This window comes from Macrococcoides bohemicum (assembly GCF_003259675.1).
In the GTDB taxonomy this organism is placed as follows: Bacteria; Bacillota; Bacilli; order Staphylococcales; family Staphylococcaceae; genus Macrococcoides; species Macrococcoides bohemicum.
On sequence record NZ_PZJG01000002.1, the window covers coordinates 233,203 to 248,860 of the forward strand.

The 15,658-nt window shown below is 31.9% G+C and carries 13 protein-coding genes and 2 pseudogenes; all 15 read right to left on the reverse strand.

Annotation, left to right across the window (positions count from 1 at the left end):
• Position 1 precedes the first annotated feature (1 nt).
• A pseudogene (locus BHX94_RS13255) lies at positions 2 to 250 on the reverse strand (hypothetical protein); the annotation flags it as partial.
• Positions 251 to 268: 18 nt separating this feature from the next.
• Positions 269 to 799, reverse strand: coding sequence for a tyrosine-type recombinase/integrase (locus BHX94_RS05745; RefSeq protein WP_111745269.1), 531 nt, complete (start codon positions 797 to 799; stop codon positions 269 to 271).
• A 211-nt stretch (positions 800 to 1,010) separates the two neighbouring features.
• Positions 1,011 to 1,718 (reverse strand): antiholin-like protein LrgB, encoded by a 708-nt coding sequence (lrgB, locus tag BHX94_RS05750; protein WP_096078130.1) that lies wholly within the window; start codon positions 1,716 to 1,718, stop codon positions 1,011 to 1,013.
• An 8-nt stretch (positions 1,719 to 1,726) separates the two neighbouring features.
• Positions 1,727 to 2,158 (reverse strand): antiholin-like murein hydrolase modulator LrgA, encoded by a 432-nt coding sequence (lrgA, locus tag BHX94_RS05755; protein WP_111745270.1) that lies wholly within the window; start codon positions 2,156 to 2,158, stop codon positions 1,727 to 1,729.
• Positions 2,159 to 2,276: 118 nt separating this feature from the next.
• Positions 2,277 to 2,996 (reverse strand): LytTR family transcriptional regulator DNA-binding domain-containing protein, encoded by a 720-nt coding sequence (locus tag BHX94_RS05760; protein WP_111745271.1) that lies wholly within the window; start codon positions 2,994 to 2,996, stop codon positions 2,277 to 2,279.
• The gene (locus tag BHX94_RS05765) at positions 2,997 to 4,748 is read right to left on the reverse strand and encodes a sensor histidine kinase (RefSeq protein ID WP_111745272.1); all 1,752 of its coding nucleotides are present in this window, start codon (positions 4,746 to 4,748) and stop codon (positions 2,997 to 2,999) included.
• Positions 4,749 to 4,826: 78 nt separating this feature from the next.
• Complete coding sequence (locus BHX94_RS05770) at positions 4,827 to 6,590, reverse strand: acyltransferase family protein (protein ID WP_111745273.1); 1,764 nt, start codon at positions 6,588 to 6,590, stop codon at positions 4,827 to 4,829.
• Positions 6,591 to 6,905: 315 nt separating this feature from the next.
• A complete protein-coding gene (locus tag BHX94_RS05775) occupies positions 6,906 to 7,541 on the reverse strand; it encodes an FMN-dependent NADH-azoreductase (protein WP_111745274.1) in 636 nt (211 codons plus the stop codon).
• 146 nt (positions 7,542 to 7,687) lie between these two features.
• The gene (locus BHX94_RS05780; protein ID WP_111745275.1) at positions 7,688 to 8,059 is read right to left on the reverse strand and encodes an iron chaperone; all 372 of its coding nucleotides are present in this window, start codon (positions 8,057 to 8,059) and stop codon (positions 7,688 to 7,690) included.
• A 24-nt stretch (positions 8,060 to 8,083) separates the two neighbouring features.
• A pseudogene (locus tag BHX94_RS05785) lies at positions 8,084 to 8,748 on the reverse strand (ABC transporter ATP-binding protein).
• A complete protein-coding gene (locus BHX94_RS05790; protein ID WP_111745276.1) occupies positions 8,745 to 9,674 on the reverse strand; it encodes an ABC transporter permease in 930 nt (309 codons plus the stop codon). The pseudogene BHX94_RS05785 and the gene BHX94_RS05790 overlap by 4 nt, the downstream one beginning before the upstream one ends.
• A complete protein-coding gene (locus tag BHX94_RS05795) occupies positions 9,671 to 10,798 on the reverse strand; it encodes an ABC transporter permease (RefSeq protein ID WP_111745357.1) in 1,128 nt (375 codons plus the stop codon). The genes BHX94_RS05790 and BHX94_RS05795 overlap by 4 nt, the downstream gene beginning before the upstream one ends.
• A gap of 80 nt (positions 10,799 to 10,878) precedes the next feature.
• Positions 10,879 to 12,360, reverse strand: a complete 1,482-nt coding sequence (locus BHX94_RS05800; RefSeq protein ID WP_111745277.1) for a Rossmann-fold NAD(P)-binding domain-containing protein — start codon at positions 12,358 to 12,360, stop codon at positions 10,879 to 10,881.
• A 189-nt stretch (positions 12,361 to 12,549) separates the two neighbouring features.
• Complete coding sequence (locus BHX94_RS05805; RefSeq protein ID WP_111745278.1) at positions 12,550 to 13,860, reverse strand: MFS transporter; 1,311 nt, start codon at positions 13,858 to 13,860, stop codon at positions 12,550 to 12,552.
• 451 nt (positions 13,861 to 14,311) lie between these two features.
• Complete coding sequence (locus BHX94_RS05810; protein ID WP_170120771.1) at positions 14,312 to 15,529, reverse strand: carboxylate--amine ligase; 1,218 nt, start codon at positions 15,527 to 15,529, stop codon at positions 14,312 to 14,314.
• Positions 15,530 to 15,658 lie beyond the last annotated feature (129 nt).

A 15,658-nucleotide genomic window follows, 5' to 3' on the forward strand; every position in this document is an offset into this window, starting at 1 on the left:
TACTAATTGATGAAATAATAAAAAAGAAAAATAGAGATAAAGCATCAAGCTTTAACGAGAAATATATTCCCGCTTCGGGTATCCAGGGAATTGAATTTGTGGTTTGTCGTGGTGTCAATAAAATGATAATAAGAGAGATAATCGGGAACAATATTGAAATGATACCGATCATAGTTTTTGGAATGAATTTTTGAAACAGTTGAATACAAAAAATTGTGACAAGACCTAAAATCAATATATTAAATAACATCGTTCACATCCTTTAATTTCAGATTTTTATTTCTATACGTTTATTATCAGGTGGCAAGACATCAATAAAACGATACGTTTCCGCCTTTGTCTGATGTCCCAGTAAATGCATTAAATCATAAATATGTACGCCTTGAAGGTAAGCATGGTAAGCAAAAGTTTTCTTCAAAGCTTGAGGACCAATTGAATATTCACACCCAATTGCATCTGCTGCTGCAGTGAGAATTCGATGAAATTGCTGTCTTGTCATCGGGGATTTTGTTTTAATCGATTCGAAGATATAGTCACCAGATGACTTTTCTTTTATGTAAGTGTCTAATATTGTACTATCTTCTGGATTTAAATAAATCGTATAGCCTTGAATTTTAAATATATAATTGCTGTTGTATTTCATTAAATCTTCAACTTTTAAAGATAGAATGTCCTGAAGCTTCAATGGAACATTTATACCAAGTAAAAATAATAAATAATCCCTTGTTCGCTCTTTTAAAAAATATGACTTAATCGATTGAATGTCATCGACTGATTTAATAGGTTGTGATTTTATCATACCCTCCTCCTATGTTACATAAACATCATATCAAATATTTTTGTAACATTCAAAAGTGTTGCTTATAAAATTTAAAATTTTTCATAAATACATTCCATAATAAAACCAGGCGAACTATAAAAGTAATGTACTTTTATAGTTCGCCTGGTTTCTTATACGCTAATTCGTCAATTCTAGCTCTGTTTCATTTCGTCAATTACTTTTAACTATATTAAGCACCGAGTAATATAGGTGTAAGCACGGGGATGATTACGACAACAATTACACCTACAATTACTAGAGCGATACTTGCCATTGAAGTTTCTGTTTCTCCTAATTCTGTAGCTGCAGATACGCCTAATGCATGACCACTCGTTCCTAAAGCAAGTCCTCTTGCAATTGGATTACTGATTCTGAAGAAACGAAGCATCTTATTACCTAACGCATAGATGATAACAGCATTTAAGATTACAGCGAGTGATGTTAATTCCGGAATACCACCGATACCATCTGAAACTGGTAAGGCGATTGCAGTTGTTGCTGCCTGAGGTAACATAGAAGCAATAATTTCTTTACCAAATCCGAATAACTTCGCTACTCCATATATACCAAAGATAGCACCTGTTGTCCCTAATGCAATGCCTCCAATAATGTGTAACCAATATTTTTGTAATACATCACGTTTTTTGTATAACGGAATGGCAAAACAAATTGTAGCTGGTTCTAAAAAGAAGCTAATAATGCTCCCACCTTTGTTGTACGTATCAAAATCAATACCGGTAATCGCGAGAAATGCAATACCAAAAACCATGCCTACAAACAATGGTGCGAATAAGAAGAATCCGTTTGATTTTTTAAATAAGATTTGTCCGATAACAAATGGTACGATTGTAAGTAATATCCCAAAGTATACTGTGTTAACTCCTAAGTGATCTAACATTGTCATGATTAACGCACCTCAGCTTTACGATAATTTTTTACTTCTGTTTCATTTTTTACAGACGATTTCTCTTTACGTTCAGTTGTCATAACAATCATTTGTGAGAAGAATCCTGTACATAATAATAATAATAATGTTGAAATGAAGATTAATCCGATAATTAAAAATGGGTGTTCACTGATAAGACCAAGTGATTTCACAACCGATATACCTGCAGGAACGAATAATAATCCGATGTTATCCGTTAATGCTGTACCTACACGTTCTACTTGTCCTAATTTAACAATTCCTGTGCTTAAACAAATAAATAATAATACGAGTCCAATTACTGATGCAGGCATCGGTATCGGTATAAATGATTCGATAATCTTAGAGATAAGTAATATTACTGATATCACGATGGCTTGATGAAAAAAGTTATACGTTTTATTGTTTGTCATTGTTATGACCTCCCGATATTTATCTTGAGTTCATCATACAACGAAAAATGCTGAATAAAACGTTTTCATGGCGAAATGCAAAAATTGATAGTTGAAATGCAAAAAGATAGGGCTAAAATTATTTTAGCCCTATCTCATGTTTAAACTGCTTAATATATGATCTGGATACTTGTAGCTTCACATCTTTTGTCAGTTTCACCTGATACGTGTTATTGAACCATAGCTCTGCTGATTTTATGTGGTTTTTATTAATAATACTTGAACGATGTATACGCATAAATATATCTTCTGGCATTTTTTTCTCAAAAGCACTGAGCGGTTCATTAATTATATATTCATTTGTTAATGTGATGATATGTAATTTACCTTCTTCAACATATAATGCAATAATATCATGCGTATTAATTACATATATTTTATCGTCTATCTGAATAGAAATAGTCGCCGTGGACTGTTTCGTTTCTTCTGTATGCCCTTTTTGCACTCTACTTTGTGCTTTTTCAAGCGCTGCTTCTATTCTTTTCATTTCAAAAGGCTTTAATACATAATCTAGTGCATTTAATTCAAAGGCTTTCACTGCAAATGTATCATGGGCAGTTGCAAATACGATCAATGGCGGAGTTTTCATTCTATTAATCTTCTGTGCTAAATCAAGTCCACTTTCATTGATGAGATTTATATCTAGAAATAATAAGTCATAAGTATCTGCAAGTAAGGCTGTTAACGTTTCTTCAACCGAATCCGCTTCTTCTATATCGTGACTGTCATCTATCTTATTAATGAGATACATCAATTCATTGCGCGCTAACGGTTCATCATCGACGACTAATATTTTCACTTATAATAACTCCTCTCTTTCATAAGGGATATGCGTATAAAATTTCGTTCCATGCTCTCCAGTGATAAATTTCAATTTCGCATCACTATTATATAGTCCCACTAATCGTTTATTTAAATTTTCTAATGCACTGCCGGTACCAGATGTAGAATTTACTTCAATAATTCCTATTTTATCACGCTTCTCTTTTAGAATGCCGTTTCCATTATCTGTTACAGAGATTTCAATTTCATCGATATCTTTTCTAACAACGACATCAATATTATTACCAGTTTTACGATTATGGAAAGCATGCTTGATCGCATTCTCTACTAGAATCTGAATGATAAATGGCGGTACTTGTGCATTGACACAATCTTCTGCTATCTCAAAATGAATATTGAAGCGATTTGGAAATCTTGCTTGCTCAAGCGATAGATAAGCTTCTACTTGTTGAATTTCTTTTTCTATCGTAATGGTATTTTGTCTTGCACCTTGTAAATTAGATCTGAAGAAATTACTCAAATTCAATAATAATTCACGTGCTTTTTCACTGTCTACGCGTATAAGGGCTGAAATTGTATTCATCGCATTAAAGAAGAAGTGTGGATTAACTTGTGCCTGTAAAGATTTAATTTCAGCATCTTTTAACAACTTACTTTGCATTTCAATTTCACCAAGTTCAATCTGACTAGAGAAGATATCCGCTAAACCTTCCGCTAAACGGCGTTCAACGTATGTGAGCTTTTTACTATCTGTAAAATATAGCTTTAAAGTACCAACTACTTCTTCATTAACATATAAGGGAATAACAATGGCACCTTCTAACGGACAACCTGGATGCGTACAACCAATTTCTTCTGTTGTATGTGCTTCTTTTATCTCACCTGAGCGTATGACCTCTTTTGAAAGGTCTGTAATAATTTTCTTTTTCGGAACGTGATGATCGCTTGCTGCTCCGACATGCGCTAATATATCCGTTTTATTTGTTATTGAAACGGCAGACACTTTCATCAGATCTTTAATAATTTGAGCCGCTTCAGTTGCACTCGATTCATTTAATCCTAATCTGAAATAAGGTAATGTCTGATTGGCTAAATTTAAAACTTCATGCGTCTGTACAGCTTTCATATGCTGTTCCTGTTGTAACGTTGAAATAATAATAGATAAAAATATTGCGGTACCCAAACTGTTAATGAGTGTCATCGGTAAAATAATAATTGATACTAAATTCAAAGCATTATCAAAATTTGAAGCAAAACTGATAATACAGATCATTTGAATGAGTTCCATAACAATTCCAATAATCATTCCCTGAATAATTGTAGGATATTGATTGTGCTTTCTCGCTCTATGCCCAAAATATCCAGAGACAAAACCGATAATAATCGAAGAATAAACGTATGTATATGCATCTATGCCTCCTATTAAATACCTGGAAATTCCAGATACAATACCAACAGTAAGACCTACGATTGGACCACCTACAAGCCCTGCAACACTAATCGTTAATACGCGTGTATTAGCAATCGCGGCATCATCTGAAATCGTTCTGAATATTTGGCTGGATACAACATGATTATCTCGTATCTCAACACCTGTAAAGTTAGAGACAACAGCAAATAAACCAAAAATGATAATTAACTGTATTTGTGACGATAATTTTTCGCGTTCGCTCATCACCTTTTTAAAATGTGGTATGTTCATTAATATATAAGCTACAAGTATAATTAACCCAACACGTTCAAGTAATAAAATAAATAGTCCTAACATGAGCGCCCTCCTTATTCATCAACATTATAACCATAATCAAAACAAAAAGGATAGGTTCCCCCTATCCTTTTCATATATCTATTTTTCGACAACCTTAATAATTTCATCTGTAACCACTTTAACCATCGCTTTTATACCTGGGTACTCAAGATGAATCCCATCTGGGGCAAAGTATTCCGAATGGCCTTGTGAAACTTTATACCAATCTATAATGTGTACATTTTTATATTTTTGTGAAAAACGATACATCTCTTCATTGACATGTGCTTCATAATCTTTCGGGACACGGGCAGTCACTAAAAATACTTGTGCTTTATTAAATTTCTTCAGTATTGTATTCATCTGAATGTCTTCAAAATCTCCATTCGTACCTAAATAAAGCACAACAATGGCATCTCTTCTATTAAAATCTGTATATTTATCTGCCACAGGAATAGCTTTATAAATATTTCGTCCAACTTCTCCATCAATTGTAGCATTAGGAAATACTTTTCTAATCTGATAATCAATATCTACGAGCACCGAATCTCCTATTAAAAGAGGGGCGTATGGATAAACTTGCGTGATTTCAGTAGATGGTTCTGACACATTATCTATTTGTAAAGGTGATATGCGTTTTATAGCTGGTGCGATTGATTTTGTTTGAGTTATGACAATCTTTTCATTATTTGGTGACTCTGCTTTCACCGTTTTAATTAAATAAGGTGTTGAAACTAGTAAATATAGACTTAATAGTATTGTTATAAATGCTTTAAATGATTTCACATCTATAAAAGTCTTTAATCCTTTTTTTCTAAATGGTTGTTCAATCAATTGATAACTCAATACTGCCATAATTACTGTAAGAATGATAGAAATAACATGAACATACCATGGAATTTGTCCCTGTATAAAATGAGATTGCATCAAAACAATGATAGGATAGTGCCATAAATATAAACTATATGAATATCGACCAATCCACGTTAGCACTGGTAAGCTTAAAAATTTCGACATCAATGTATCAGGATGAACACTAGACATTATAAATAACAAAGTGAATATTCCTAGTATGTATAAGCCTCCCTGAAATACTGATGCACTATGCTCGGTAAACTGAAAAAATGATCGCACTAAAAAGATTGCGCCAACTAATCCTATAATTTCGATAACCCAAACGATTACTTTAGGTGGATTTTTCTTCAATTTATATGCAGGCCATATCAGTGCCAGCATTGCACCTAACAATAATGTCTGAAGGCGTGTATCTGTACCAAAATAAATACGGGAAATGCTCTTTGACGGATCGTAGAGCATCCACATTATTGCCATCGAAATCAATGACACAATCAAAAACACAACAAATATATTAGGTTTTTTCTTAAATATTTTAAATAACATCAATAAAACAAAGGGGAAAAATAGATAAAATTGTTCTTCGATAGCAAGAGACCACAAATGTTTCAACGGGCGAGGTTCAAGGCTCTGAAAATAATCCAGACCATCAAAAATATACCACCAATTTGAAACATATAATAACGCAGCATACATATCTTTTTTCACTTGAAATAACAATGCTCGATCAAAGAAGATAATATACTGTATGACGATAAACATCATAAATAGAACTGGAGGCAATAGACGTTTAATACGTTTATACCAGAAATGAACTAAGTTGATGGATTGATCAGCTTCGTATTCTTTAATAAGCAATGTGGTAATTAAATATCCAGAGATAATGAAAAAAGTATCTACACCTAAAAATCCTCCTGGCAACCATTTCGGATTAAGATGAAATATTATAATCGCAATTACTGCAATTGCACGCATGCCGTCTAAACCAGGAAAGTATTGTTTATTCATTGTAAAACGGACCACCTTTTTAACATAAACGTAACATAAATGAAATACTTTATTAATAATACAATTATTTCTATAAATTTACAACCCAAATTATGTTGTAATATGTTTAAATTTGTCATGTTTTCAACTTTCACTGTAGCATGTTTACATTAAAATATAAAAATTTCAATCTATTTTATTTACGATATTAATTACGATTTAGAATTTCATATCATTATAACTGATAGTAAATAATAATAATGAATAAATTAAAACCACCGATTCAAAGGAATCGGTGGCTGTAATTTAATCATTATTATTAAAATTTAATCTATATTAGAAAGTTTTTGCTAAACTTTCAGCTTTTTCAATTGCTGCAGCTTTGATTGATTCTGCTTGTTCTGGTTGTGCGTTATGACCTTCAATGATAATCTCTTCAACACTTGGAATACCGAAGAATCCTAAAATTGTTTGTAAGTAACGGTTACCCATTTCGAAGTTTGCTGCTGGACCTTCTGAATAGTACCCACCACGTGCTTGAACGATAACTGCTTTCTTATCTGTAAGTAAACCAACTGGACCTTCAGCAGTATATTTGAATGCTTTTCCTGCTACGGCAACTGCATCAATATAAGCTTTAACGATTGCAGGGAATGATAAATTCCACATCGGAGTGACGAATACATATTTATCTGCAGCAGCAAACTCATCACTTAATTCGTTTAAGCGTGTTACTTTTTGTTGCTCAGTTTCAGTTAATGTTTCGAAAGCTTCTCCTGATTGTAATTTACCCCAACCAGCGAATACTTCTTTATCAATTAATGGGATAAACGTCTCATATAAATCGATGTGTTTAACTTCGTGATCTGGATGAGCCGCTTTATAATTTTCAATAAATGCTTTCCCGGTAGCCATCGAGAAAGAAACTGTTTCATCATTAGGATGTCCTGTAATATATAATACTTTAGTCATGTGTAATAACTCTTCTTTTGTGTTTTTTTAGTTTAATTTTTATACCTGGTATATTTATTATATTATAATTTGCAAAATAGTCAACTAAAATGTTAATTTTTAAGCTATAAAAAAATCCGGGGTAATATTCCCCGGTTTCAAATTTATTATTTTCTCCAGAAAGTTGTAACTTCCTTTTTATCTTCTATATTGTATTCAATCATTTCTTTCAATAATTCATAATCAATTTTCTGGTCCCACTCCACTTTAAATAGGCCAGCAGTTTGAGCGTATCCAGCTTCTGCTATCTTATCTTTAAAGTACGCCATCGTTTGATTTTCCGGTGCTATTGAAATATGTGCTTTCGCTGTACTGACACCCAGTATAAAAGTACCGTGGTCTGAATACATCGGTGTATTCCATTTATACTCACGTTCTAATTCCGGAAAATTTGTCTCAATCCATTCAAATAAATCCTGAATCTTACCAAGATGATTAATGTTTGTTAATTTATTATAGAATGGTTCAAATTTATGCATAAATGCCTCCATTATCATTATTTTTTATTGTAGCATGTCTTCAAATGTCCAGCCTTTATCAGTCAGAACTTGTTTGTAAAATGGATCTTTGCCAATTAATTTTATATGATCTCCAATCGCTTCAACTTCATCTAAGTGATGCGTTGTTAAAATGATAAGTTTACTTTGTTTCAGCTGATTAATAAGTCGATGAATGTCATATCTCGATTTCAAATCAATACCAACAGTAGGTTCATCCAAAATAATTATATCCGGGTTTCCAAGTAAGCCGATCAACATATTAACTTTACGCTTCGTTCCCCCGGAAAGTGACTGAACTTCGCCTTATCTTCGCGAAGATTTAAAGCATCTTTATAAATATTTAGTAGATTATCATCGATAGAAGAAGTATACAGCCCTTTAAAAAACTTTATATTATCATGTACCGATAAATGTTCAAATAAAGCGATGTCCTGAGGAATATAGCCTAAATGGTTCTTTAAAGTTTTATGACTCAAGTCCTTACCGAAATAAATAATTTCTCCTGTATCTTGAGTTTCTAGCTTAGCAATCATGCGTAACAAGGTAGATTTTCCAGCACCATTCTCACCTAACAGGATTGTAACAGCCCGCTCTTCAAAAGTTGTATTCAACTGATTAAAAATTTCTTTTTTTCCATAACGCTTAGTTAAGTTTTTAACTTCTATCATATGTTCCCTCCTATCGCCTGCAACATATAGATGGTTACGAGCACCAATGTGAAAGTGATGGTCATAAATAGACGGTGACTCGTAGTATTGATTTTAAAGAGCAATAAACTTATTACGCATTCAAAAATAAGTGTGAATAACAAGCATACACAATAAAACATGACACTCATCATTTGATTCATAATCGCTGCTGCAATTATAATCGATAACATAATAATCACTGTGTGAATTGTGATATATATGATATGTAAGAACAACTTTGTCTTATTAAACATATACATGCGTTCAAGTGCGGCATTCTGTTTTAGACGATGGTGTAATATCACTTGTACAGATGATACAAATAAAATAAGCGCGAATATTGTACTTAGAGAAATTGACCTGTCTTGTGATTTTGAAACGGCAATTTGTTTCATACGACTTTCTGGTGTTTTCTGATAATACATCTTCTTAACTTCTTCAATATTTACTTGCCTCTCTTTATCAATATGATATTTCACAATATAAGGAATCTGAGCTTCAAATAATGTTTTACTTACTATTTCCTGGGCAATAGCTCCAATAAAGTCGTCACGATAATAAAGCTGAATCGTATCTCGTAAAGATCGTTGCTTTACTTGCTCATTGAAACCTTCAGGAATTGATAAACTTATCACGGCTTCTTTAGCTTTTACACGATCTTCTATAAAACTTTCTTCATCACCAATTATTTTAACTGTCATATCATGATTATTTTTAAGCATTGCAATCAACGATTCTGATGATTGAGAATGATCTAAATCCTGCACAGCTATCGGCATTCTAAACACTGCATTCATTTTTTGTTGCATTATAAAACAAGTGAGTAACATACCAGCAATCAGCAATGATAATAATACGTATGATTTCCATTGTTTTTGCACCACGAGGTATAAGATAGATTTCATCGTCTATACCTCCATATCAGCTGTATCATCAATAGAATCAGTAATACAAAACAAATAACGTAGAACAAACCAGGTGTCTTAATAAAATAGTTATTTAATATTAATTCCAGCACTTTATTAAAGATATGACTAAAAGGCTGATGATACAAGATACCACCCAATACATCTTTAAAGTAAATCGAAGGTATCGTTGCTCCGGAAAGTAGAATGATAAGACCTGTTATCATTACTTTAAGAATCAATTGAATCGTTTCATTATTAACGAGTTCAATAAGCATCATCACCACAAAAATCATTATGAGATATAATAATAAAATAATTAAAAGTGGCATTAGGTTATAACTTTCAAAAGATACATCTAAATATTTCAATAAAAGATATAACACTATAATAGAAAATATAAATGTATACCATACACTTATTAAACCGCGCGTCAATGTTAGTTTTTCAAACGAAAAATGAAACAGTGATAAACGTTCCTTCAATGCATGTGCCTGATTCATCTTCAAAATATTAAACAGTGATAAAAATAATACATAAATACTGATAAAATAAACTGAAACAGTATAATACTGATAGTTATCGTAAAGTTTAATCGCTTGTTCATCAAATGCTCCGTTTCGATTCAAACCCGTAAATAGCATATCTGTCATCATCATTAGCATTGCATCATCATTTGATTCAGGATATAAGGCTTTATACGCTCCAGCCCCACCAATAGACAGCATTAACCGACTATATACAGAATTCGTTAATTGATAGATGATAATACTCTCAAGCGATGTTTTATCATACGTGTACACAGAGATAGGTAATGCACCTTGCTTATAAAATGCATCAGTCATTCCTTGATCGAACACAAAATAACCATCTAGATGATGTTGCTTTAATTCATAATTAGCCGTAACTGCATCAAACTGTTTCAATTCAATATCATTACCCATACTCTTTCCATCGCCAATTGCATCTAGTATCAATTTCGTTTCTCTAGATTGATCTTCATCTACTAATCCAATCGAAAACTTATCATCTTCCTGACTTTTCATCACAGATAATCCTATAAGTGTCGCAAACAATACAAATAGCAATACTAATATATAGACCAGTAAGTACCACTTTTTCATAAAAAAAGAGTGATAAATGCTGAACAGTTGTAGTTTCACATTTATCACTCCTAATTTTTAATATTTATACTTAAGTTTTTTTAATTTAAATCTTTAGAAACGTCTTCAAAAATTTTATTAAAGTTCTCACTAATATCATCTTGTATTTTTTGAAGATCGCTATCAGACATTGTGCTTAAATCTTTAGCACCATCAGACTTCACTTTTATATCTTGCTTTAATTTTGTTACAGCATCAATCATCAACTTAACTGGTTCATTTTGAACATTTACCGATAACTCAGCTTTTTGCTTTTGTTCATTATTGCCGATATCTGTTACTAAATCATTTGTATAATTTAATTTTAAATCCTGTCCAGCTAATTGAGATAAATCAATCGTTCCTTTGTCAGTACGTTTATCGCCATCTGTTTTAGAATTATTTACAAATGATATTTCTCTTGTACCATCTTGATTAATGACAATTTTATAATCATCTTTATAATTTTCATCTTTTTTAGTTGAATCCCCTGTTAACACAAATGCATCCGGGGCATCTTTAGCAGAACCTTTTACTTCTATTTTTAAATTATCATCGACTTTAGTTAATGCATCTAATTTAACTTCTTCTTCTTTACTTGTCATTACAACATTACGTTTCATAATTTGTTTACCATCAACAAAGATTGTTGAGATAACTTTTGGGAACTCAGATTCTTTTTGATCCTTCACTTCTTTTAGTGCTTTTTCTAACGCTTTATCGTAGTCTACACCTTGTGCTTGTTTTGTAAATAAATCTTTTAATTCTTTATCATCTTTCGCTTGTTCTAACATTGCAACGATGATTTTCTTTGTATCTTTTGGTTGTAATGTCATTGTTAATTTCTTTAAATTTTTCTCTTCATCAAAGATTTTTACTTTTTCTTTATCTTTTTTAAACTGATCATCTTCAACATTATCAGCGAATGTTTTGCTGTAACGTTCGATAATTTTATTCATATCTTCTTGAGAAAGTTGTGCGCCGCCTAAAAGGTTATTCAAGTTTAATGAATCATTGGTCATACCTTCTACTGAAGTTGGATCTCCAGTTAATTTTTCAAATGTATCTTTAATTTTATCATTCGGAATGCTTAATACATCATTTAATACCGGTGCAGAAAAATATTGATTTTTGCGATCTGCCTGCCACGCAAACTCACCTAATTTATTATCTGCAATCGTAGGTATAATGCTTAAATTTGATAATTTATCTTTACTGTTATGTGCAACATCAAATACGATATTTGATGAATCAATCACTGATTTTGAAATTCCCATTTGAGAAATAAATGTTTCCGGAATATCTGCACCTAACTTCATATTTACTGCATAATTATCATCCTGCATTTTTTCCTGGAATTTTGTTTCATTTTCAAATCGATTATTGAAATAATCTTGTAGAGACTCCATCGATTCTTTTTCACTTAAAAAATACGCATTTTTCGGTGTGTTCGTTAAAAAATAATAAGCCGCTGCGCCCCCACCACCGATTAATAATACAAGTGCCGCTATGATTCCTAGGAGCAACCCTTTTGACTTTTTCATATCATATCCTCCACTTTTGTATTTAATATCTCACTCAACTTCATCATATCAAAATAAAAATCGTTACGAAATACTTTTCTCAAAATTAACCATAAATAATATTATTTATGAAAATTAGTTTACTTAGTAATGAAATAATGTAAAAATTATTTTTAATTAACAAGTTACAGCGAAAGATTAAATATTATTTTATATGCTTTGATTTTTATTATGACTTAAACGAATTACTTTGAAATGTAATAGATACGCACCAAGTGCCATTACAAATAAAGATAAAATTGCAATACGACTTGCTAATGGCCCATAATCTTTTAAAAGCAACGTTATTGTCCCATAAACGAAAGGTCCAAATACTGCTGATAATTTACCGCTCATAGAGAACAAGCCAAAGAATTGTCCTTCATGTGCTTCAGGAGATAATTCAATAATGAGCGTTCTTGAAATAACCCAGATTGATCCCATCGCAATTCCGAATAGAATTGCACAAATATAAAACGCCGATTTAGGTAAAGGAATGCTGGCAATAATAAGCGCAATCATTAGCACAAGTGCGACATAATGCAATGTCTTTAAAGAACCGATTTTTTTAGCGATGTAACCAAATACAAATGCACCAAGTACACTAAAAATAGTTGCTATCATAAAGATTTTGATAAATTCACTTGATGTAAACCCGACTACAGTAGTGGCATAGGGTTGCATCATACTTATCGCAGTCGCCAAAGCATCATTTAAAAAGAAATAAACGATTAAAAATACGTAAATCGCAGGTTCATTCTTAGCTAACTTAAAAGTCTCCAATACTTCTTTATATCCTGATGTTAAGCTTGATTGAGACACATGTTGTTTCATCGTCTTTTTATTTCCATCTTTACCAAAGATAAAAATCGGTATGCTAAATACTAAAAATAAAATAGCGGTTGGAATAAACGTCTTTCCTGCATCTTCAGTACCTATTAAAGTCATTATCGTGAGCACACCAAATAATGTCCCCATATAACCTAACGCAACACCAAATCCGGATAACACGGAATGGTCTTCTTTCGGTGCTAAACTACTCATCATTGCATCATAAAATATGAGACTCGAGTTATACATAAATTTCGCAATCGTAAATAAAATGATGATAATCAGGAATGAAACCGGTATGCCGAACATCTGCTGTTTAATATCTGCTTCATAGATATAGCCCATCAGGAATGTACAGATGAACACAGCTAAAGTAAAAATGATAACCCATTTCTTTTTCTTTTGTGTTCTATCGATATACACGCCATATATGGGACTTAAAACAATGAGGAGCAATGCTGCAACACTCGCTGAATAAGCTATCCAGGTGGATGATACCTGCTCAGTTACTGGATCAACACCAAATTGCTCTGTTACAAATTGAGGGAAAAACAATGTCACGATATTTGCACTAAAAATTGTATTACTGAAATCATAGAGTGCCCAGCTAAAAATAGGTAATGATAATAACAATTTAATATCTTTCTTCATCATTTGCTCCTTATGATTAGTATTACTCATAGTTTAGCGATTGTTTGACACAAAAGCTATAAATTTTCTGTTTAATTACTGTAAAGAAAAGAGCTGAAGCTATATATTAATCCCTTCACTTAACTTTAAAATCCTGTAAGTCCATTAATGCATAATGAATTTGATGATATCTCTCCAATGGTTTTAAATCAATCAGGGGTGTATTACTACCTCGTTCAAAATATTTAGCACAGTTTTCAAAGTTTCTAAATTCTTCTGAAAGTTTAACTGCTTTATTCCAGCTACGATATTACTGTAAAACCAATTAACATGGAATATATCTTTATAATGTCCATAACAATCACTTGAGTTCATATAAAGGTATTAAGATATAGGTATAATATAAACAGATAATAAGATAAAAAAATAAACGACAAAAAAAATAACCACTATAAAGTGATTATTTCTGTTCTTAATACCACTCACTATTTTTATACTTAAGATAATACTTAGCATTTCTCATCAAAAGATAAGCTTTACGTTTTACTGAACGATCTTTTGCATAAAATAGTGGATTATAATATTGATGTTTGTAAATGAGTTGTTTGATTTCTTTACGTAATGATTTTTGTTTTACGTATTTTAATATAATATCTTTAGGTACTACAGTAAATAAATGAGTTGTGTCCAAATATTTCACCGGATGAGATTGATTTAAAATTAAATCTTCTACATAACATCTCGCAATTGAATAGCCTGTTTCTTTGACGTAAGAACTTGAACGGCCGGCACGTAAATTAACCTCGAAAAACTTGTATTTTCCATCTCGATGATCATATTTTAAATCAAAGTTAGCAAATCCGGTATAATGCATACTTTCCATCATCTTGATCACTTTATCCATCAAATCTTTATCATATCTTGAAATGAGTGCTGTATAATTGCCGATAGCTGTCATCGCGGGTTCTTGTAACAATACTTGTGCTAGTGTAATCACTTGCGCTTTTCCATTTGAATCACCGTAATAAACGATGTCCCACAAGTCCTGATCGCTTCCTTCAATAAATTCCTGAATAATAATATCCTCACGATATCCATTATTATGAAGTAGTTCAATCGTCTCATTAATTCCAGCGTAATCATCAAGGACATAAATTTTCTGTTTCCCTTTAAACTTTAAATTAAAGTACGTTGTGCCATCATCAACTTTAATAATTGCCGGGAATCGGATAGGTTCCTTAAATGTTTCGATGGTAGCTAAATTAAAGTGGTATGTCGTAGGAATATCAATACCGTATGAAGCAACCGTCTCATAGAAATGTTTCTTATAATATAATTGGTTAAATAAATCTTGTGTCGGAAAATTAAATGTAAAATCTTCTCTCAATTTTGCTTCATGTTTAATTAGCACCTTAACATATTCATCTGTCGTTGCGACAAGCAATAGTTTACGATTTTTCTTACGATATTTCTTTGCAATGCGCTCAAATGTTTCTATGAAAACTTTGTCATCATAAATCATTTTATCGATATAGTAATCGCTAATAAGACTAGAAAATTTTGTGAATGATAAATAGTCAGCTGCCACGACAACTGACTTTTTCTTATAATCTTTATGAAAACTTGCTGCTGCAGCATACGCATGTATGTTTGCACCCAAAATTATTGGGATAAAGTTAAATTTAGCCATGTTCATTATCCTTTATATAGTAGTTTAATCTAGACTTTCCAAGCTGCTTAGTTCATTATATTTTTGTATGGTAATTAATGCAAGTATACATTCACCAAGGAATGTTAATATACAAATATTTTCTTTAAC